This is a genomic window from Streptomyces sp. NPDC107581 (genome assembly GCF_055657175.1).
The window spans coordinates 750,896-770,069 of sequence record NZ_JBVKBH010000001.1 but is presented as its reverse complement, the minus strand read 5'-3'; the positions used below and the strand labels follow the sequence as shown (position 1 = coordinate 770,069).

Annotated in this window: 20 protein-coding genes and 1 tRNA gene; 15 read left to right on the top strand and 6 right to left on the bottom strand. The window is 71.4% G+C overall.

The features are described 5' to 3' along the window. The first annotated feature begins 62 nt into the window (after positions 1-62). Together ACZ7P3_RS03555 and ACZ7P3_RS03550 are read left to right on the top strand one after the other, a co-directional pair. Positions 63-359, top strand: coding sequence for a type II toxin-antitoxin system VapB family antitoxin (locus ACZ7P3_RS03555; protein ID WP_003999914.1), 297 nt, complete (start codon positions 63-65; stop codon positions 357-359). A gap of 97 nt (positions 360-456) precedes the next feature. Beyond that, the gene (locus ACZ7P3_RS03550) at positions 457-1,089 is read left to right on the top strand and encodes a LytR C-terminal domain-containing protein (RefSeq protein WP_472078704.1); all 633 of its coding nucleotides are present in this window, start codon (positions 457-459) and stop codon (positions 1,087-1,089) included. A gap of 277 nt (positions 1,090-1,366) precedes the next feature. Here the strand turns inward: ACZ7P3_RS03550 and upp are convergent, their stop codons facing one another. Next, positions 1,367-2,002 (bottom strand): uracil phosphoribosyltransferase, encoded by a 636-nt coding sequence (gene upp / locus ACZ7P3_RS03545; RefSeq protein WP_472078703.1) that lies wholly within the window; start codon positions 2,000-2,002, stop codon positions 1,367-1,369. 105 nt (positions 2,003-2,107) lie between these two features. Between upp and ACZ7P3_RS03540 the strand changes: the two genes are divergently transcribed. The 9 genes from ACZ7P3_RS03540 (at position 2,108) to ACZ7P3_RS03500 (ending at position 7,670) form a co-directional block, all read left to right on the top strand. Continuing rightward, positions 2,108-2,323: a hypothetical protein gene (locus tag ACZ7P3_RS03540; RefSeq protein WP_472078819.1), complete on the top strand. Its 216-nt coding sequence runs from the start codon at positions 2,108-2,110 to the stop codon at positions 2,321-2,323. 341 nt (positions 2,324-2,664) lie between these two features. Further along, positions 2,665-3,201 (top strand): tRNA adenosine deaminase-associated protein, encoded by a 537-nt coding sequence (locus ACZ7P3_RS03535; protein ID WP_472078818.1) that lies wholly within the window; start codon positions 2,665-2,667, stop codon positions 3,199-3,201. 26 nt (positions 3,202-3,227) lie between these two features. Beyond that, positions 3,228-3,746 (top strand): tRNA adenosine(34) deaminase TadA, encoded by a 519-nt coding sequence (gene tadA, locus ACZ7P3_RS03530; RefSeq protein WP_472078702.1) that lies wholly within the window; start codon positions 3,228-3,230, stop codon positions 3,744-3,746. A gap of 45 nt (positions 3,747-3,791) precedes the next feature. After that, a tRNA-Ser gene (locus ACZ7P3_RS03525) sits at positions 3,792-3,879 on the top strand. A 171-nt stretch (positions 3,880-4,050) separates the two neighbouring features. After that, positions 4,051-4,230, top strand: a complete 180-nt coding sequence (locus tag ACZ7P3_RS03520) for a hypothetical protein (protein WP_472078700.1) — start codon at positions 4,051-4,053, stop codon at positions 4,228-4,230. Positions 4,231-4,240: 10 nt separating this feature from the next. Beyond that, positions 4,241-4,534: a Dabb family protein gene (locus ACZ7P3_RS03515; RefSeq protein WP_472078699.1), complete on the top strand. Its 294-nt coding sequence runs from the start codon at positions 4,241-4,243 to the stop codon at positions 4,532-4,534. Positions 4,535-4,707: 173 nt separating this feature from the next. Then, the gene (locus ACZ7P3_RS03510; RefSeq protein ID WP_472078817.1) at positions 4,708-5,553 is read left to right on the top strand and encodes an RNA polymerase sigma factor SigF; all 846 of its coding nucleotides are present in this window, start codon (positions 4,708-4,710) and stop codon (positions 5,551-5,553) included. A gap of 309 nt (positions 5,554-5,862) precedes the next feature. Continuing rightward, positions 5,863-6,789, top strand: a complete 927-nt coding sequence (locus ACZ7P3_RS03505) for an RNA polymerase sigma factor SigF (RefSeq protein WP_472078698.1) — start codon at positions 5,863-5,865, stop codon at positions 6,787-6,789. Positions 6,790-7,052: 263 nt separating this feature from the next. Beyond that, positions 7,053-7,670, top strand: coding sequence for a hypothetical protein (locus ACZ7P3_RS03500; RefSeq protein ID WP_472078696.1), 618 nt, complete (start codon positions 7,053-7,055; stop codon positions 7,668-7,670). Between the two features lie 21 nt (positions 7,671-7,691). Here ACZ7P3_RS03500 and ACZ7P3_RS03495 read toward each other — a convergent pair whose 3' ends face one another. Continuing rightward, positions 7,692-7,901, bottom strand: a complete 210-nt coding sequence (locus tag ACZ7P3_RS03495) for a hypothetical protein (RefSeq protein ID WP_472078695.1) — start codon at positions 7,899-7,901, stop codon at positions 7,692-7,694. Positions 7,902-8,105: 204 nt separating this feature from the next. On the opposite strand from ACZ7P3_RS03495, the gene ACZ7P3_RS03490 reads away from it, so the two are divergent. From ACZ7P3_RS03490 to ACZ7P3_RS03475, 4 genes are all read left to right on the top strand, one after another. Continuing rightward, positions 8,106-8,600, top strand: coding sequence for a MarR family winged helix-turn-helix transcriptional regulator (locus tag ACZ7P3_RS03490; protein WP_472078694.1), 495 nt, complete (start codon positions 8,106-8,108; stop codon positions 8,598-8,600). An 88-nt stretch (positions 8,601-8,688) separates the two neighbouring features. Further along, positions 8,689-11,157 carry an MFS transporter gene (locus tag ACZ7P3_RS03485; protein ID WP_472078816.1) on the top strand — a complete coding sequence of 823 codons (2,469 nt, stop codon included), beginning with the start codon at positions 8,689-8,691 and terminating at the stop codon, positions 11,155-11,157. A gap of 92 nt (positions 11,158-11,249) precedes the next feature. Continuing rightward, positions 11,250-12,071: a YceI family protein gene (locus ACZ7P3_RS03480; protein WP_472078693.1), complete on the top strand. Its 822-nt coding sequence runs from the start codon at positions 11,250-11,252 to the stop codon at positions 12,069-12,071. A 208-nt stretch (positions 12,072-12,279) separates the two neighbouring features. Then, complete coding sequence (locus ACZ7P3_RS03475; protein ID WP_472078692.1) at positions 12,280-12,747, top strand: PPOX class F420-dependent oxidoreductase; 468 nt, start codon at positions 12,280-12,282, stop codon at positions 12,745-12,747. Here ACZ7P3_RS03475 and ACZ7P3_RS03470 read toward each other — a convergent pair whose 3' ends face one another. The 4 genes from ACZ7P3_RS03470 to ACZ7P3_RS03455 form a co-directional block, all read right to left on the bottom strand. Beyond that, a complete protein-coding gene (locus ACZ7P3_RS03470) occupies positions 12,748-13,503 on the bottom strand; it encodes a TetR/AcrR family transcriptional regulator (RefSeq protein WP_472078691.1) in 756 nt (251 codons plus the stop codon). A 189-nt stretch (positions 13,504-13,692) separates the two neighbouring features. After that, entirely contained in the window at positions 13,693-15,111 is a 1,419-nt protein-coding gene (locus ACZ7P3_RS03465) for an MFS transporter (RefSeq protein ID WP_472078690.1), read from the bottom strand. A 181-nt stretch (positions 15,112-15,292) separates the two neighbouring features. Further along, complete coding sequence (locus ACZ7P3_RS03460; RefSeq protein WP_472078689.1) at positions 15,293-17,635, bottom strand: ArnT family glycosyltransferase; 2,343 nt, start codon at positions 17,633-17,635, stop codon at positions 15,293-15,295. Further along, complete coding sequence (locus tag ACZ7P3_RS03455) at positions 17,632-19,170, bottom strand: bifunctional glycosyltransferase family 2/GtrA family protein (RefSeq protein ID WP_472078688.1); 1,539 nt, start codon at positions 19,168-19,170, stop codon at positions 17,632-17,634. The genes ACZ7P3_RS03460 and ACZ7P3_RS03455 overlap by 4 nt, the downstream gene beginning before the upstream one ends. Positions 19,171-19,174: the final 4 nt, after the last annotated feature.

Below are 19,174 nucleotides of genomic sequence, written 5' to 3'. Positions count from 1 at the left end.
TCCAGCGTCGCACTGCGTCGCCATGGCTGCGCCCGGAACGTCTTGACCGGTAGGCTTTCCGTGTGATCTTCAAGCGCATCGGAAACGGCCGGCCGTACCCCGACCACGGCCGGGAAAGCACCCGGCAGTGGGCGGACGTCGCGCCGCGCCCGGTCCGCCTCGATCAGCTCGTGACGACCAAGGGGCAGCTCGACCTGGAGACCCTGCTGGCCGAGGACTCGACGTTCTACGGCGACCTCTTCGCGCACGTCGTGAAGTGGCAGGGCGACCTGTACCTGGAGGACGGCCTCCACCGTGCGGTCCGTGCCGCCCTCCAGCAGCGCCAGGTGCTGCACGCGCGCGTGCTCGAACTCGACTGATCGGACGCGCTCGGGCCGTTGACCCTTTTGGGTTCGCCGAGCGACGTCGACTGATCATCTAATAGGCATCACCGCCCGGGCGCACTACGCTGCGCCCATGAGCATGCTGACTCCTCCGGGCATGGGCGGCCAGTACCGGATCACGGGGGACAAATACCCTCGTATGCGCCCTCGTCGGCGGCGCGGCAGGCTCGCGTTCGCCGCGGTGGCGTCCGTCGCCGCGCTCGGCCTGATGGGCTGGGGCACGCTGCAGCTCATCGACGTCTTCACCGGCGGCACCAAGAAATCCTCGGCGGTCGGCACCAAGGCGGACTGCCGCACCAGGGCCAACCCCGCCGCACAGGTCAGGGCGCTGCCCGAGCCGGGCGGGATCACCGTGAACGTCTACAACGCCACCGCGCGCACCGGGCTCGCCAAGAGCACCGCGGACGAGCTGAAGAAACGCGGCTTCAAGATCGGTGCGGTGGGCAACGCGAGCAAGGACTTCGACAAGAAGGTCAAGGGCACCGGGCTGCTCCTCGGCCCCACGTCCGCGCTGAACACCTCGCTGCCGGTGCTCGCCACCCAGCTGGCCGGCGCGGAGCGCCGCACCGAGGCCGGCCGCAAGGGCGCCGACCTCGATCTGATCCTCGGCGACGCCTTCAAGACCCTCACCCAGCGCACCACGGCCGACCAGGCCCTGACCAAGCTGACGGCCCCCCAGCCCCCCGCCACCAAGAAATCCTGCTGACCCGGCCGCCCCCAAAGAGGCGCGGCACCGGCCACACCGAAACACCACCGGCCCAAGCACCCCCAAAGAGGCGCGGGGAACTGCGCGACCAGCCACGACGAACCCGCAGCCGCCGGCACACACAGCTCCCCCACGGCCACACCGAAACACCACCGGCCCAAGCGCCCCCAAAGGGGCGCGGGGAACTGCGCGACCAGCCACGACGAACCCGCAGCCGCCCGCGCACCAGCACCCCAACGGCGCCATGGCGCTACGGCACTACAAACACCGCCGCGAGCTACTCCGCCGCCCCGTACAGCCGATCCCCCGCATCCCCGAGCCCGGGAATGATGTACCCGTGCTCGTTGAGGTGGTCGTCGACCGCCGCCGTGACGACCGTCACCGGAGTGCCCGCCAGCTCGCGCTCCATGACCGCGACCCCCTCGGGCGCGGCGAGCAGAACCACGGCGGTCACATCGTCGGCACCCCGCCTGATCAGCTCCTGGATCGCCGCCACCAGCGTGCCGCCCGTGGCCAGCATCGGGTCCAGCACGTACACCTGGCGCCCCGAGAGGTCCTCCGGCATGCGCGAGGCGTAGGTCGACGCCTGCAGCGTCTCCTCGTTGCGGATCATGCCCAGGAAGCCCACCTCGGCGGTCGGCAGCAGCCGGACCATGCCGTCCAGCATGCCGAGACCGGCGCGCAGGATCGGGACGACCAGCGGGCGGGGGCGGGCCAGCTTGACGCCGGTGGTCCGCGCGACCGGTGTCTGGATGTCGACGGCCTCGGTGCGCACGTCCCGCGTGGCCTCGTAGGCGAGCAGGGTGACCAGTTCGTCGGCGAGCCGCCGGAAGGTCGCGGAGTCGGTGCGCTGGTCGCGCAGCGTGGTGAGCTTGTGGGCGACCAGGGGGTGGTCGACGACGTGGAGACGCATGCCCATAACAGTAACCGCGCTGGACCGCCCCTCGCTCTGGCATCAAACCGCCCGTCCGAGGGAAAGTGGGAGGGACGGACCGGGGGTGGTGTGACTGTGCCTGACCTGCCTGACCGCGAAACCGACACCACGAAGAACGTCACCGGACCGGAGCAGCCCGACCGGGAACAACCCGAGACCGACGCCGAGCGCCGGCGCCGCCGCGCCCAGTTCCTGCGTGACCTCTCCGAGGCCCGCGCGCTGCGCGCCCGTGTCCAGCCCCGGCGCGCCAAGGCGGCCCGGCTGCGCCACGCCATGCGGATGCGGACGTTCCGCTGGTAGGGGGGACCGGCGTACGGTCGGATTCGCGTGGCCTCCCGGAAAGAACCCGGTAAGGAAGATCGACACCCGCTCCGGCGTTCAGCCGGTGGGGGTGCGTGAGCGCCTGGAAAAGCCGCGTACGATCCGCAGGTGGCGGCAACAAGCGCGCTGGTGGGTCGTTTGTCCTTCAGACCGGACGCACGATCAAAACAGCCAGACACAGGGAGCCGAAGACGTCCCCTGAGCGCCTTGTTTCTGCCACGATTCCGAGTGGGTGGGGCTCGGAGCACAGCTCTCCCCGCCCAGAACCTCCGCCGGGGGGACCCCCAACCGGCACGCCTATGACCAGTGGGAGAGTCACGGTGTACTTCGCCGCACTGCTCGCGCGCACCGAAGACGGGTGGGAAGCGAGCGACACAGAGCTCGACGATGTGGAGACCCTGTCGGATCTGGCCGACCTGGCCCGGGAAGCCTGTCCCGAAGAGGACACGGTGCTCGTCCTGATCGAGCAGGAGGACGCCTGGTTCGGCGTCGTCCGGGTGGACGGCGAGGACGACCCTCGCATCTACGTCTCGGACGCGGCCGCCGCCGCCCGCAGTGCGTACGGCGAGCTGCTGCTCACCGACGAACTGCTGGGCCGGGAGCCGGGCGCCGACGACGGGTCCGACCTGGACTCCTTGGACCTCGACGGCACGGAGGACGGTGAGTCCGAGGACGAGTCCGAGGACGAGGACGGCCAGGCAGCCGACGCGGTGCCGCACAGCCCGGTGGGCGACAGCCAGATCCTCGACGACCTGGGCGTCAGCGAGAAGGAGCTGCGCGCGCTGGACGCCGACGACGCGTTGGGTGCCATCGCCGAGGCCCTGGGCGCCTCGGAGGTGCTGGAGACCGTCCGCTGACCCCGCGCCACACCCCTCCGCCCGCCATGCCCGAGGACCCGCACCGGGGCCCCGGCCCAGTGGGTCCCGACCGGGTGGTCCCGGACCCGGTACGCGACCGCTGGCGGCCCGCGATGCGGCTCGCCCTGGACGAGGCCGCCCTGGCCGTCCAGGGCGGTGACGTTCCCGTAGGCGCCGTCCTGCTGTCCCCGGACGGCACGACGGTGCTCGCCACCGGGCACAACGAGCGCGAGGCCACCGGCGACCCCACGGCCCACGCGGAGGTGCTGGCGATCCGGCGGGCCGCCGCGCTGCTCGGGCAGTGGCGGCTGACCGGATGCACGCTGGTCGTCACGCTCGAACCCTGCACGATGTGTGCGGGGGCGATCGTCCAGTCACGGGTGGACCGGGTGGTCTACGGCGCCCGGGACGAGAAGGCGGGCGCGGCCGGCTCCCTCTGGGACGTCATACGCGACCGCCGGCTCAACCACCGCCCCGAGGTCGTCGAGGGCGTCCTGGCCGAGGACTGCGCACGGCTGCTCACGGAGTTTTTCCGGGATCGGTGAATACCGATTTCGATCCATGCACGACCTTGCTGTAGGGTCTCCCTCGGTAGCGTGTCCGAGCGGCCGAAGGAGCTCGCCTCGAAAGCGAGTGTGGCGTAACCCGTCACCGAGGGTTCAAATCCCTCCGCTACCGCTTGAGAAGGGCCCCGTCGTGAGACGGGGCCCTTTGTGCGTCCGCTCCGCTTTCCGGTGAGCAGGAGGCAAGGGACTTCGACGGGCGGGCCGTTGGCGCCGGCGGAAGGCGTGAAGGTTACACTCGCCGCCGTCAGCAGGGATCCACAGGGCACAGCACAGGGAGGCCGCGGTGGCGGTGAACGCCAAGAAGATCGCCGTGTACGTGCTCGTGGTCTTCGCGCTGTACGTGATCATCACAGACCCGGCCAAGGCCGCCGACTACGTCCAGATAGGCTTCGAGGGCATTTCGGACGCGGCCAAGGCCATAGGCGACTTCATGACCTGGGTCGCCAACGGAGCAAAGAGCTGAGGTACAACCCATGATCCGCCATCTGGTCCTCTTCAAGCTCAACGAGGGCGTCGAGCGCAACGATCCGCGGGTCGTCGCGGGCGTGGAGGCCTTCGAGGCGCTCGGCGGCCAGATCGAGGAGCTGCGGTTCTGGGAGTGCGCCTGGAACATCAGCGACCGGCCGATCGCCTACGACTTCGCGATCAACTCGGCGGTCGAGGACACCGACGCGCTGGGGCGCTACCTGGCCCACCCGGCCCACCAGGCGGGCGTCGCCCTGTGGCGGGAGTTCGCCACGTGGGTGATCGCCGACTACGAATTCTGAGCCCGCGCGGCACCAGCCCCCCGCCGGAAAGGCGGGGGGCTTTCTTGCGTCTTATGACCCAACTTGCCGTCGTTTAGCCACAACACGACGTTATCAGGTGCTTGCACACAGTGCACATGTCTTGTGATGCTATGACCGCTTTTGACGGATGATTGACCGATGAAGAGGTGGCGTTGACCGTGTCGGCCAGTACTGCGCCACCCCAGGAGGAGGCCCCCGCCCCCGCGGCCTCGGCCCCTCCGGCCCCCGAGAAGCGCCGTGGCGCCGACACCCGTGCGCTGACCCAGGTGCTCTTCGGCGAGCTCAAGGAGCTCCAGCCGGGCACGCCGGAGCACCACCGGGTACGGGGGGCGCTCATCGAGGCCAATCTCCCGCTCGTACGCTACGCGGCCGCCCGCTTCCGCTCCCGCAACGAGCCGATGGAGGACGTGGTCCAGGTCGGCACCATCGGCCTGATCAACGCCATCGACCGGTTCGACCCGGACCGGGGCGTGCAGTTCCCGACCTTCGCCATGCCGACCGTGGTCGGCGAGATCAAGCGGTACTTCCGGGACAACGTCCGCACCGTCCATGTGCCACGCCGGCTGCACGAGCTGTGGGTGCAGGTCAACAGCGCGACCGAGGATCTCACCACGGCCTTCGGGCGCTCGCCGTCGACCGCCGAGATCGCCGACCGGCTGCGGATCAGCGAGGAGGAGGTGCTCTCCTGCATCGAGGCGGGGCGGTCGTACCACGCCACCTCGCTGGAGGCCGCGCAGGAGGGCGACGGGCTGCCGGGCCTGCTGGACCGGATCGGCTACGAGGACCCGGCGCTGGACGGCGTGGAACACCGCGATCTGGTCCGCCATCTCCTCGTCCAACTCCCCGAGCGCGAACAGAGAATCCTTCTGCTGCGCTACTACAGCAATCTCACCCAGTCACAGATCAGCGCGGAACTCGGTGTCTCGCAGATGCACGTATCGCGGCTACTCGCGCGTAGCTTCCAGCGGCTGCGGTCCGCGAATCGGATCGAGGCATAACCGGCGCACAGATGCACGGCCCGGAACACACCAGATCGCACCGGATCGCAAGCAGTATCGATTCGTAACCGGCGCGAGCGAATCGCTCACCTGCGCTCTTCCCGACAGTTGTGCGCCGAAAGACCGTCAGACCCCTTCTTTCCAGGGCCGATTCACTTCTGACATGTCGACATGTCACTACAGCGTGTTGCCGACATGTGACATTCTGCGGGAAGCGCGTTTGCCGGGGCCCCGGCTCCGGTATTCAGGTGAAGGCTGCGTTGCTCAAAGCAGCGCCGCCGCGACCGTCCGCGACCCAAAGGGGGTGGCATGTCCGCAGACCAGGGCAGCTCGAAGGTGCTCACGCCCACGAGCGAGGCAGCGCCCAAGCAGCTCGACGCTCTCGACGTGCTCAATGACGTCACGGCCCTCGAAGCCGTGCCGACCCAGGCCGCCGAGGCCGCCGCCCCGGTCCCGGCTCCGCCGGCCTCGGCGGACATCGACACCCGAACCCTGTCCCGCTCCCTGTTCCTGCGGCTCGCCGCACTCGACGAGGAGAGCCCCGAGCGCGCTTACGTACGGGACACCCTGATCGAGCTGAACCTCCCCCTCGTGCGTTACGCGGCGGCCCGCTTCCGCTCGCGCAACGAGCCGATGGAGGACATCGTCCAGGTCGGCACCATCGGCCTGATCAAGGCGATCGACCGCTTCGACTGCGAACGGGGCGTGGAGTTCCCGACGTTCGCGATGCCGACGGTGGTCGGTGAGATCAAGCGCTTCTTCCGCGACACCTCGTGGTCGGTCCGCGTCCCGCGCCGCCTGCAGGAGCTGCGTCTGGCCCTCACCAAGGCCAGCGACGAGCTGTCCCAGAAGCTGGACCGCTCCCCGACAGTGACGGAACTGGCCGCGGTCCTCGGCGTCTCCGAGGAGGACGTGGTCGACGGCCTCGCCGTCGGCAACGCCTACACGGCCTCCTCGCTCGACTCCCCGGCCCCCGAGGACGACGGCGGCGAGGGCTCCCTGGCCGACCGCCTCGGCTACGAGGACAGCGCGCTGGAGGGCGTGGAGTACCGCGAGTCCCTCAAGCCGCTGCTGGCCAAACTGCCGCCCCGCGAGCGCCGGATCATCATGCTGCGCTTCTTCGCCAACATGACCCAGTCGCAGATCGGCGAGGAGGTCGGCATCTCCCAGATGCACGTCTCCCGGCTGCTGACCCGCACCCTGGCGCAGCTGCGCGAAGGGCTCATCTCCGACTGAGACTTCCCATCTGACGTAGCGTCAGCCACCATGGCCGGATGCCTCGTACCCGGACGCAGCACACCCGGACACTTCGCACCCGGACACTTCGCAACCCGACACCTCACACTCGGGCACTGCGCAGTCGGGCACTTCGCACGACACCGTGGACACAGGGCCGCCGAGGCGCCGTTGCGGCAGCGTCGGCGGCCGTCGTGTGTCTGGGCGTGGCCCTGGCCGCGTGCGGGAGCGGGAGCCGGGACGGGTACGTGGCGGTGGGCGGTGTGCCGCGGCCCGCGGACACGGGCGGCGGGCCCACGGGCGCGGTACGGATGGTCCCGCTGGACGGACCGCACGACGGCACCAAGTCCCGGTCCGCCCAAACCCCTTCGGGCTCACCCACGGCACCGGCCCCGGCGGCGGGCGGCGGCGGCACCCCGGGCCCGGCCGGGTCCGCCGGCACCACGCCGAGCACCGGCACCGCACCGAGCGCCGGCGGCGACGCCGACGGCGGCGGCACGACCGCCACACGGCAGCCGCCCCCGCCGGCTCCCTCGCCGACGCCGGACCCCTCGCACACGACGCCCGCCACGCCCGCCGACCTCGGCTGGGGCGACCCGGCGCGCAAGGACACGGACCGGCGCTGGTGCGAGAAGGTGACCGTCGCGTTCCACAACTCCGGCGGCACCGCCGTGCGTTCGGGCACCGTGACGTTCGGGACGCACATCATCGGCGCGCTCGGCATCGACTGGGGGACGGTCGATTCGACCGTGGACCTTCCGGTGCCGATCGCTCCGGGCGCGCGCAAGAGCCCCACCTGGACGGTGTGCGTCGACGCCTGGCGCGTACCGCTCGGCATGCACATCGAGACGCGGGACGTCTCCGTCCGGTGGAGCCGGTGACCCCCTCCAGGGGGCCGCGTCCTACTTGAGCGCCAGCCAGGCCACCGCGGCGACGACGGCCACGGCGACGACGATGCCGACGATCAGGCCGATGCGCGGCCCGGAGGAGGAAGAGGAGGAGGCGGCCGCCTGCTGCCGGCTTCCCTGAGGAGCCTCGTCGACGAACGCGCGGAACATCTGGGTGCTGCCTGCGGGGTCGTGGTTGCCCTGGGGGCCCTGGGTGTTAGCCATGGCCCGAGACACTAGCGAATCCAGGTGACCTGCCCAAGTGCGGGGCCACCGGGACAGACGGGGGCACCTCACCCGCGCTCACCTGGGTATTTACATTCGCAATACTTGCCTTTGCCAAGTTTTTGCGCCGCCCGGCCCCTATTTGTTTGCCTGCAGCAACCAACAGATCTATGGTTGCCCCAAGCAACGAATACGGGAGGTGTGATGGCCGAGCAGGCGCAGTTCGAAGAGTTGGCGCGTCAGCTCAGTGCCGTCGGCGCCGTGAAACGGGACATGGGGCGGATCCTGCCGCCCGACTGCCCGGCCGGCTCGGCCGCCGTGCTGACGCTGCTCGGCCGCCATGGCGACATGCGCATGAGCAAGCTCGCCGAGCTGCTGGCCGTGGACATGTCGGTCACCAGCCGGCATGTCGCGCACGTCGCCGCACGCGGCTGGATCGAGCGGTCGCCGGACCCCGCGGACAAGCGCTCGCGCATCCTGCGCCTGACGCCCGCGGGCCTCGCGCAGCTCGACGAGCTGTCCCGGCGGACCACGCATCTGCTCGCCGAGCGGCTGAGCGACTGGACCGACGACGAGGTCGGCCAGCTCATCCGGCTGATGACGCGCCTGCGCGCGTCGTTCGGCGACTGCCGGTCCATCCCGCCGCGGCCGCCCGCCCCCGTAGTCGAAGAGACCACCCGTACACCCGCGAACACGTAAGAAAAGGAAGCTCATGGCAACGACCACACCAGCCGGTGTGCGGGCTCACGCCAAGCATGGGGGAGGCGGCGCCGCAGGCCACGCCCCGATGACGCACCGGCAGATCATGGAGGCCCTGTCCGGGCTCCTGCTCGGCATGTTCGTGGCGATCCTGTCGTCCACGATCGTCTCCAACGCCCTGCCGCACATCATCGGTGACCTCGGCGGCGGCCAGTCCGCCTACACCTGGGTGGTCACCTCCGCCCTGCTGTCGATGACCGCGGCCACTCCCCTGTGGGGCAAGCTCGCCGACCTGTACAGCAAGAAGGCCCTCGTCCAGATAGCCCTGGTCATATACGTCCTGGGCTCGGCCGCCGCCGGCCTGTCGCAGAACGCCGGCATGCTCATCGCCTGCCGCGTGGTGCAGGGCATCGGCGTCGGCGGTCTGTCCGCCCTGGCCCAGATCGTCATGGCGGCGATGATCTCCCCGCGCGAGCGCGGCCGTTACTCCGGCTACCTGGGCGCCACCTTCGCCGTCGCCACCGTCGGCGGCCCGCTGCTCGGCGGTGTCATCACCGACACCTCGTGGCTGGGCTGGCGCTGGTGCTTCTACGTCGGTGTCCCCTTCGCCGTCATCGCGCTGATCGTGCTGCAGAAGACCCTGCACCTGCCGGTCGTGAAGCGGGACGTGAAGGTCGACTGGGGCGGCGCCTTCCTCATCTCCGCCGCCGTCTCGCTGCTGCTGATCTGGGTCACCTTCGCCGGTGACAAGTTCGACTGGCTGTCCTGGCAGACCTACGCCATGGTCGCCGGCGCGGTCGTCCTCGGCGCGCTGTTCGTCCTCGTCGAGTCCAAGGTCAGCGAGCCGATCATCCCGCTGCGCCTGTTCCGCAACCGCACCATCACCCTGGCGTCCCTCGCCTCGCTGTTCGTCGGCGTCGCGATGTTCACCGGCACGGTGTTCTTCAGCCAGTACTTCCAGCTCGCCCGCGACAAGTCCCCGACGATGTCCGGCGTCATGACCATCCCGATGATCGGCGGTCTGTTCATCTCCTCGACCGTCTCGGGCCAGTTCATCACCCGCACCGGCCGCTGGAAGGCGTGGCTGGTCAGCGGTGGCGTGCTGGTGACGGCCGGGCTGCTGATGCTCGGCAGCATCCGGTACGACACCGACTACTGGAAGATGGCCATCTTCATGGCCCTGCTGGGTCTCGGCATCGGCATGATGATGCAGAACCTGGTCCTCGCCACGCAGAACCAGGTGACGCCCGCCGACCTCGGCGCGGCCAGCTCCACGGTCACCTTCTTCCGTTCCCTCGGCGGTGCGGTCGGCGTCTCCGCGCTGGGCGCGGTGATGTCCCACCGGATCACGCACTACGTCCAGGACGGCGTCGCCGCCCTGAGCCCCAAGTACCAGGCCGCCCTGGCCGCCGGCTCCGGCTCCACCGACAGCATCCCGGACATGGACAAGCTGCCGGCGCCCATCCGCACGCTCCTGGAGAGCGCCTACGGCCACGGCATCGCCGATGTCTTCTTCATCGCCGGCTGCCTCGCCGCCCTCGCCTTCCTGATCACGCTGTTCATAAAGGAGGTTCCGCTGAAGACCAAGGGAGCCCTGGCGCAGGCCGCCGCGGGCACGACCCCGGCCACGGCCCCGGCCGCCGTCGAGGCACCGGTCCCCGCCGTCGAGGCGCAGGTCCCGGCCGCCGTCGCCGCCACCGAGGCCGCCCCCGCGGCCACCGGCCCGGCCACGGCCACGGCGACCGCCACCCAGCCGCTGACCGCCGTCGCCACGATCGCCGAGCCCGCCCCGGCCGGCGGCACCCCGGTGCACGGCTTCGTCCGCGGCGCCGAGAGCGCCCCGGTCCCGCAGGCAGCGGTCACCCTGATCTCCCTGGCCGGCCGCCAGCTGGGCCGCTCGGTCGCCCAGTTCGACGGCGCCTACAGGCTGGACGCCCCGGGCACGGGTTCCTACGTGCTGATCGCCTCCGCCGACGGCTACCAGCCGCAGGCCTCCACGATCGTGGTCGGCGAGGAGCCGCTGTCGTACGACATCCTGCTCAACGGCACCAGCGGGCTGACCGGTGTGGTCCGGGCGGCCGGCAGCGCACTGCCGGTCAAGGACGCCATGGTGATCGTCACCGATGTGCGCGGGGACCTGCTGGCCACCGCCGCCACCGGTGAGCAGGGCGAGTTCGCCTTCACCGAGCTGGTACCGGGCGCGGTGACCGTCGCGGTCAACGCGAGCGGGTTCCGGCCGCGCGCACTGCCCGTCGAGGTCGCCGCCACCGGGGTCAGCCGGGTCGAGGTCGACCTGGACTCCGGCGCCCGCCTGCAGGGTGTCGTACGGGCCCCGCACGGTCCGCTGGCCGACGCCCGCGTGACGCTGGTGGACCAGGCGGGCAACGTGCTCGGCACGGCCACCACCGGTGTCGACGGGGCGTACGCCTTCACCGACCTGGACGGCGGCGACTACACCGTCATCGCGACCGGCTACCCGCCGGTGGCCACCGCGCTGACCGTCTCCGGCCCCGGCGCCGACGGCCACGACATCGAACTCGCCCACCCCGGCGAGTAGTTCACCCCCGGCCCGTGGCACGCGCACCGCCGCGCGTGCCACGGGCCGGATTCTTTACGACCACCGAGCTTTTTGTTGCAGGGAGAAACGGGATGGGACTGACCGCGAAGATCCGCACCCGGGACGGATGGGCCGTGTCGCATGCGGTCGTCACGGTGACCGACATGACCGGCAGCCAGGTGCTGCGCGCCGAGACCGACGCCGAGGGGGCCGTACGGGACACCACCGAGCTGGCGCCGGGGGCGTACACGGTGATCGTGACGGCCGTCGGGTACGCGCCCACCGCCTCCAGCGCGATCGTCACCGCGAGCGGACGGGCCGAGGTCGGCACGGTGACCCTGACCCGGCAGGGCGGCACCGAACTGCCGCCGCCCGGGCCCTGGACCATCGACCCGGTGCACTCCTCCGTCGCCGCCGTCGCCCAGCACCTGGGGATCTCCAGCGTGCACGGCCGGTTCACGGAGTTCACCGGCACCATCGAGATCGCCCCGGACGACGTCACCAAGTCCCGTGTGGAGGCGGTGATCCGGGCCGCGTCGGTCGACACCGGCAACGGGATGCGCGACACGCACCTGCGCTCGGCGGACTTCCTGGACGTCGAGCGGCACCCGGAGATCACCTTCCGCTCGACCGGCCTCTCCCAGGGCGGCCCGGACCGCTGGACGGTCCACGGCGAGCTGGCGATGCACGGCGTCCTCCGGCCGGTCGACCTGGATCTGGCCTACCTCGGCACCGGCGCCGACCCGTGGGGCGGCACCCGCGCCGCGTTCCGCGCCACCGCCGAACTGCACCGCGAGGACTTCGCGATGAACTACAACCAGGTCCTCCAGGCGGGCATCGCCGCCATCGGTACGACCCTCCGGGTCGAGCTGGACATCCAGGCGGTCCAGGGCGACTCCCTGCCCGCGGCCTGACACCCCTGAGGCGCCGGACGGACCGTGGGGCCGCCCTGACCGGAGTGCGCCGGGACGCCCCGGTGCACGACGGCCCCGGCCGAGGCGCCGCCCGTCCGGGCCTGTGCCCGATCCGGGTGCACGACGGCCCCGGCCGAGGCACTGCCCCGCTGAGCCTGTCCCCGGCAGGGTCAGGCCGACCGGGCCGTCCGCGCCCTAGGCTGCGTCCATGGCACCGAACATCGCGACGAACACCCGTGTATCGCTGGACGACCTGCTGGACTTCGTACGCCCCCGCCACCGCGCCATCCTGCTCACCCGCCGCGCCGACGGCAGCCCCCAGGGCTCCCCGCTGACCTGCGGGGTCGACGACTCGGGCCGGATCGTGGTCTCGACCTACCCCGAACGCGCCAAGACCCGCAACGCCCAGCGGGACCCCCGGGTCAGCCTGATCGTCCTGAGCGACGAGTGGAACGGCCCCTGGGTCCAGATCGACGGCACCGCCGAGGTCGTCGACACCCCCGACTCCGTCGAGCCCCTGGTGGAGTACTACCGCAACATCGCCGGTGAGCACCCCGACTGGGACGAATACCGGGAGGCCATGGTCAAGCAGGGCAAGTCCGTCATCCGCGTGACACCGGAGCGCTGGGGACCGGTGGCGACCGGCGGCTTCCCGGCACGGCTGGCCGCGGAGTAGTCAGCCGCGCTCGACCATCGCCTCGATCCCGGCGACCAGCAGGTCCAGGGCGAAGACGAAGTCACGGTCCAGGATCTCGGTGACCGTGTCCCCGCCGCGGGCGTCCATGATCTCCTGGGACTCCTGGAGATAGTCCGCGGCCTCGGGGTCCTCCCGCGCCGCCCTCATGGCCTGCTGGAAATAGTCGTCCGGGGCCAGACCGGAGTCCGCGATCCGGGACATGAACTGGCCTTCCAGCGTGCCGTAGCCGTACACGAACTGGAACACGGCCGAGATCGCGCTCGTCATGCGGTGCGCGGGCAGCCCGGTGCGGCGGATGACGCGCTGCACACTGCGGGAGAAGGCCAGCGCGTTCGGCCCGATGTTGAGGTACTGGCCGGCCAGCGGCGACAGCCACGGGTGGCGCATCAGCAGCGCCCGGTACTCGGCGGCCAGCGTCCGCAGCTGCTCCCGCCAGTCGGCCTCGTCCTCGGCGGCGGGCAGCCGCAGCTCGCCGTAGGCCGCGTCCAGGGCGAGTTCGAGCAGGTCGTCCTTGGTGTCCACGTACCAGTACAGGGACATCGCGGTGACGTTCAGCTCGCCGGCCAGCCGCCGCATGGACAGCTTCGCCAGCCCCTCGGCGTCCAGCAGCCGCACGCTCACGGCGGTGATCCGCTCCCGGTCGAGCCCCGAGGGCTGCGCACTGCGCCCACCGCGCCGCGGCTCCCCCGCCAGCCACACACTGGCCCGCACCGACTGCGCATCACCCTTCGGCATGAACGCACCTTCCTCGAAATCCACGGCCACTGTCCAAAGATGCCAGGCATCACAGGGGCATGGGGCCGTGCCCCTGTGCGGCTCCACCGTGTGGGCGCGACCATCCACGACGAAGCCGGGCCGCACGACGGCCCGACCCGGGCCGGACGCGTGCCCGTCCCGAGCCGCACGACAGCCCGTCCCGGGCCGTCAGACGGCCTTCCGCTCGGCCCGCCGCAAGAGTCCCGCCGCGACGAACCCGCCCAGCAGCACGGCGACGGCCCCCACCAGCTGCCCGGCCCCCAGCCCGGCCGACAACGACTTCCCGGAGGCCACGGAAGAGCTGAGCACAGCGCCCAGGACGGCCACCCCCAGCCCGTTGCCGAACTCGGCGAGCGTGCCGTTGACACCGGCTCCGACCCCGGCCTTCTCCGGAGGGATCGCGCTCATGATCGCGTGCGCCATGGCCGGATTGGCGACGGCGCAGCCCGCCCCGATCAGCAGCAGCCCGACCAGGGTCCCCGCGTAACCGCCGGAGTCGACCTCGGCCATGGACACCAGCCCCGCCGCCATCAGGACCATCCCGAGCGCGACCGACACCGGTGTGCCCAGCCGCCGGGACCACTTCGCCGACAGCCCGGTGAAGTTGAGCAGTACGACCGACAGCGCCAGCGGAGCGGTCCGCAGCCCCGCCTCCAGCGGCCCGTACCCGAGCACGAACTGCAGATGCTGGGTCAGCAGGAACAGCGCCCCGCCCATCCCGAAGGTGATGAGCACGGCCCCGGCGACCGCTCCGGTGAACCTGCGGTCCCGGAAGAAGTGGAGATCGAGCATCGGCGCGTCGACCCGGCTCTCCCAGTACGCGAACAGCGCGAGCACCACGACCGCCACGGCCGCCGTACCGAGCACGCGCGGCGAGGACCAGCCATGGCGGGGACCGGAGATGATCGCGAAGACGAGTGAGGCCATCCCGACGGTCGACAGCAGGGCACCCAGCAGGTCCGGGCGGCCGCCGCGCCCCGGGGATCCGGGGGCCGCTCCCGCGGAGGGCACGGCCTTGGACTCGGGTACGAGGACCACCGCCGCGACCAGCCCCAGCACCGCGACCGGGATGTTGACCAGGAAGATCGCGCCCCACCAGAAGTGGTTCAGCATGAAGCCGCCGATGAGCGGGCCGATCGCGAAGCCCAGCGCGTTGACCGCACTCCAGATGCCGATCGCCTTCGGCTGCTCCTCGGGCGCGAAGATCTGCATCGCCACGGCGAGCGTGGTGGTGATCAGCAGGGCACCGCCCACGCCCATGCCGGCCCGGGCGGCGATCAACTGGCCGGTGGAGTGCGCCAGTCCGGCCACCAGCGAGCCGGCGCCGAACAGGGCGAGCCCCGCGATCAGCATCTTCTTGCGGCCGTAGCGGTCGGCGGCGCTGCCCGCGGTGAGCAGCAGGCCGGACTGCACCAGGGAGTAGGCGTTGATCATCCACTGGATGTCGGAGGTGGCCGCGTGCAGCTCGCGGGTGAGCGAGGGGATCGCCACGTTCAGGACGGTGTTGTCGAGCAGCACGGTGAGCTGGGCGAGACAGATGACGCCGAGGATCAGCCAGCGCTGCGGATGGCCTTGCGAAGTGGACATGCTGTACACCGTATAGCGATCACTATACGGTGTACAGCAGGTCATTCGTCAGGCGTCAGGCGTCAGGCAGCGGGCGGCGGGCGGCGGGCGGCGGGCGGCGGGCGGCGGGCGGCGGGAATCGGACGCCGGGCGTCACACGCCGGCTGCTCTTCGTCGGCTGCTCTTCGTCAGGTGCTCTTCGTCAGCTGCTCTTCGTCAGGTCGTAGAAGGTGGCCGAACCGACCGTCACCTTCTTGAAGTTGCTCTCGACCCACGAGGTGATCCGGGACGCCGAACCGCTGTTGCCGCCTGCCGCGCCACCGCCCATACCGCCGCCCATACCGCCGCCGGCAATGAAGTAGTGGATCTTTCCTTCCGCCACGTACTTCTTGAACTGGGCCAGTGTCGGAGAGGGGTCGGTGCCGTTGAAGCCGCCGATCGCCATCACGGGGTCGCCGGTGGCCAGCTGGTAGCTCGCGGCGTTCTGGGAGCCGATGGAGGCGGCGGCCCAGGTGTACTTCCCCGCGTCCTTCTCCAGCAGTTTCCTGGCCGCGGAGCCGACGTCCGCGCCGTTCAGCAGACCGCCGGCACCGCCGCCGCCCATGCGGCCGCCTTCGCCCGTGGCACCGCCGCCCGGGAACCCGTTGCCGTTCTGCTGACTCCGCCCCTGGCCCTGGCCCTGGCCCTGGCCCTGGCCCTGACCCTGACCCTGGCCCTGACCCTGACCTTGGCCCTGGGTGTTGCCGTTCTGGCCCGGCATGCCGCCGCCGGGGAAGCCCTGGCCCTGGCCGCCCGGCATGTTCCCGTTGCCGTTCGGCCCGCCCTGGCCCCGGCCCTGCCCCGGCATCTGGCCGCCGGGGCCGCCGCGCATGGCGCCGCCCGTGCCGCCGCCCGGCCGGCCGCCGCCGAAGCCCATCATGCTCGCCCCCGCCGGGCCGGCCGTCGGGATGGAGCCGGTGTGCGCGGAGTCCACCGTGCTGAGGGTGTAGGCCGTCGGGCCGGCCAGCGCGGCCAGCAGACCCACCGCCGCCGCGCCGAGGGCGAGCCGGCGCGCGATGCGGCCGGCGAAGACCAGGCCGAACGCGGCCGCCAGACCGCCGATCAGGACCAGCCACTTCAGCCAGGGCAGATAGCCGGAGGTGCGGTTGAGCAGGACGTAGCCCCAGGCGGCCGCGGCCACCACGGCGGCGGCGAGCGTGATCGACGCCCAGGTCTCCTTCCGCTTCTCCCACAGCAGCCCGGCGCCCATGCCGGTGACGGCCGCGATGTAGGGGGCGAGGGCCACCGTGTAGTACTGGTGGAAGATGCCCGCCATGTAGCTGAAGACGACCATGGTGATCAGCAGCGAGCCGCCCCACACCAGGAACGAGGCGCGCGTGACGGACGTACGCCGTGCCTTCCTGGTCGCCCACAGGCCCGCCGCCAGCAGGATCAGCGCGGCCGGGAGCAGCCAGGAGATCTGGCTGCCGATCTCGGAGTTGAACATCCGGTCCCAGCCGGTGGCGCCCCAGCGGCCGGAGCCGTTGCCGCCCCCGCCACCCCCGCCGCCGACGCTGCCGGTCTCGTCGCCGCTGATCCGGCCGAGGCCGTTGTAGCCGAAGGTCAGCTCCAGGAAGCTGTTGTTCTGCGAACCGCCGATGTAGGGGCGGGAGGAGGCCGGCCACAGCTCGACGATCGCGACCCACCAGCCGCCGGCCACCACGAGCGCGACGGTCGCCAGGCCCAGCTGCACCAGCCGCTTGCGCAGCCTGACCGGACCGCACACGGCGTAGACGATCGCCAGCGGCGGCAGGATCAGGAACGCCTGCAGCGTCTTGGCGAGGAACGCGAAGCCGATCGCGGCCCCCGCCCACACCAGCCACCTCGTCCGCCCGTCCTCCACCGCGCGCACGACGAAGTAGCAGGCCAGCGCCATCAGCAGGGCCAGCAGCGCGTCCGGGTTGTTGAACCGGAACATCAGCGCGGCGACGGGGGTGAGCGCAAGCACCGCGCCGGCGACCAGACCGGCCGCCGGGCCGGACCGGCGCCGTACCCCCGCGTACACGACCGCCACCGTGCCCACGCCCATGAGGACCTCGGGGGCGAGGATCGCCCAGGAGTTCAGGCCGAAGATCCTGACCGACAGCTCCATCGGCCACATGAAGGCCGACGGCTTGTCGACGGTGATGGCGTTGCCCGCGTCCAGCGAGCCGAAGAAGAACGCCTTCCAGGACCTGCTGCCCGCCTGGACGGCCGCCGAGTAGAAGGAGTTGGCGTAGCCGGAGGCGCTCAGGTTGTACAGGTAGGTGAGGAGGGTGGCGGCCAGCAGGCCGAGGAAGGCCGGGCGCGCCCAGCGGGGGTCCTCGGGGCGGCCGCGCCACACTCCGCGGGCGAAGCGGTTGACGCGGCCCGGGTGACCGGAGCGGCCGGAGCCGGCGGAGTGGCCGGGGTGGCGTCCGGACCCGGCGGTCTCCGGGTCCCGCGGGGGAGCCGTGGGAGGCGTGGGAGGCGGGGTCCAGGCGGCGGGGCCGCCCTGCTGGGCCGACCGGTCGTAGTGGGTGGTCATCGGGGGTCCCCCGGGTCGGTGTCGTGAGGGCGCACCGGCTGCAGCCGCATGGTGGCGTCCCTCCAGGTGTCGTCCGCGGCTTCACCGGCGCGGACCTGGGTGGTCTGGTACGGCTGCTGGTACGGCACCGGGCGCTGCGGGAACGGTGCGTAGGGAGCCGTCGTGCGGTGGGCGGGCGAGGCCGGGTGGTGCGCCTCGACCACGTTCGAGCCCCGTCCGGGCTCACGTCCGAGCTCCTGTCCGAGCTCCTGTCCGAGTTCCTGTCCGGGCTCGCGTCCGGGCTCGCGTCCGGGCTCCCGGTGGTCCGAGAACACCCAGGCACGGAAGAGGAGGAAGCGCAGGACGGTCGCCGCGAGGTTGGCGGCGACGAGGACCGCCAGCTCGGTGGAGTGCGCCGGATGGCCGGTGGCCGTGTTCAGGGCGGCCAGGGAGCCGCTGGTCAGGACCAGTCCGATGCCGAAGACGACCAGGCCCTGCGCCTGGTGGCGTACGGCACCGCCCCGGCCGCGCACCCCGAAGGTCAGCCGGCGGTTCGCGGCCGTGTTGGCGACCGCCGAGACGAGCAGGGCGAGCGCGTTGGCGATCTGCGAGCCGGAGAACTGCCGGAAGACGCCGTAGAGGAGAAGGTAGAAGAGGGTCGACAGGCCGCCGACCACGCAGAACCCGACGAGCTGCCGGGCCAGTCCCCTGGGCACGTCCTGGATCTCGCGGTCGCGCGGGTCGTCGCCGAAGGGCCGGGTGAGCCGGTCCAGCGGCAGCGAACCGGTGGCCAGGGCCCTGCCGATGCGCCACACGCCCCTGAGGTCGTCGGTCGCGGTCCGCACGATGTGCACGGTGGATTCCGGGTCGTCGACCCAGTCGACCGGCACCTCGTGGATCCTGAGCCCCGCCCGTTCGGCGAGCACCAGCATCTCGGTGTCGAAGAACCAGCCGGTGTCCTCCACCAGCGGCAGCAGCACCTGGGCGACATCACGTCGTATGGCCTTGAAACCGCACTGTGCGTCCGAGAAGCGGGCCTGCAGCGAGCCGCGCAGGATCAGGTTGTAGGCCCGGCTGATGAACTCCCGCTTGGGGCCGCGGACCACCCGGGAGGCGCGGGCGAGCCGGGAGCCGATCGCCAGGTCCGAGTGGCCCGAGATCAGCGGCGCCACCAGCGGCAGCAGGGCGTTGAGGTCGGTGGACAGGTCCACGTCCATGTAGGCGAGGACCGGCACCTCCGACGCCGACCACACCGTCCGCAGGGCCCGGCCGCGGCCCTTCTGCTCCAGACGGAAGTGGGCGACCTCGGGGATCTCCGCCTCCAGCCGCGCCGCCACCAGCGGGGTGGTGTCCGTCGACGCGTTGTCCGCGATCGTGATGCGGAAGGCGTACGGGAAGGTGCGCGTGAGGTGCTCGTGCAGTCTGAGGACGCACGGCCGGAGGTCCTTCTCCTCGTTGTAGACGGGGATCACTACGTCCAGGACAGGCGTACCGGCGTCTCCGGCCGGGAGGTGCTCCCGCGCCGGCAGGGTGCCGGGAGAAGAGTCGGTTCGCATGCAC

What these genes read in the sequence shown, in the direction of transcription:
- ACZ7P3_RS03455 (WP_472078688.1), bottom strand. Translation starts at nt 19,170, where the DNA reads ATGCGAACCGACTCTTCTCCCGGCACCCTGCCGGCGCGGGAGCACCTC.
- ACZ7P3_RS03515 (WP_472078699.1), top strand. Translation starts at nt 4,241, where the DNA reads ATGATCCGCCATCTGGTCCTCTTCAAGCTCAACGAGGGCGTCGAGCGC.
- tadA (WP_472078702.1), top strand. Translation starts at nt 3,228, where the DNA reads ATGCCCGAGGACCCGCACCGGGGCCCCGGCCCAGTGGGTCCCGACCGG.
- upp (WP_472078703.1), bottom strand. Translation starts at nt 2,002, where the DNA reads ATGCGTCTCCACGTCGTCGACCACCCCCTGGTCGCCCACAAGCTCACC.
- ACZ7P3_RS03550 (WP_472078704.1), top strand. Translation starts at nt 457, where the DNA reads ATGAGCATGCTGACTCCTCCGGGCATGGGCGGCCAGTACCGGATCACG.
- ACZ7P3_RS03505 (WP_472078698.1), top strand. Translation starts at nt 5,863, where the DNA reads ATGTCCGCAGACCAGGGCAGCTCGAAGGTGCTCACGCCCACGAGCGAG.
- ACZ7P3_RS03475 (WP_472078692.1), top strand. Translation starts at nt 12,280, where the DNA reads ATGGCACCGAACATCGCGACGAACACCCGTGTATCGCTGGACGACCTG.
- ACZ7P3_RS03485 (WP_472078816.1), top strand. Translation starts at nt 8,689, where the DNA reads ATGACGCACCGGCAGATCATGGAGGCCCTGTCCGGGCTCCTGCTCGGC.
- ACZ7P3_RS03465 (WP_472078690.1), bottom strand. Translation starts at nt 15,111, where the DNA reads ATGTCCACTTCGCAAGGCCATCCGCAGCGCTGGCTGATCCTCGGCGTC.
- ACZ7P3_RS03490 (WP_472078694.1), top strand. Translation starts at nt 8,106, where the DNA reads ATGGCCGAGCAGGCGCAGTTCGAAGAGTTGGCGCGTCAGCTCAGTGCC.
- ACZ7P3_RS03480 (WP_472078693.1), top strand. Translation starts at nt 11,250, where the DNA reads ATGGGACTGACCGCGAAGATCCGCACCCGGGACGGATGGGCCGTGTCG.
- ACZ7P3_RS03470 (WP_472078691.1), bottom strand. Translation starts at nt 13,503, where the DNA reads ATGCCGAAGGGTGATGCGCAGTCGGTGCGGGCCAGTGTGTGGCTGGCG.
- ACZ7P3_RS03460 (WP_472078689.1), bottom strand. Translation starts at nt 17,635, where the DNA reads ATGACCACCCACTACGACCGGTCGGCCCAGCAGGGCGGCCCCGCCGCC.
- ACZ7P3_RS03495 (WP_472078695.1), bottom strand. Translation starts at nt 7,901, where the DNA reads ATGGCTAACACCCAGGGCCCCCAGGGCAACCACGACCCCGCAGGCAGC.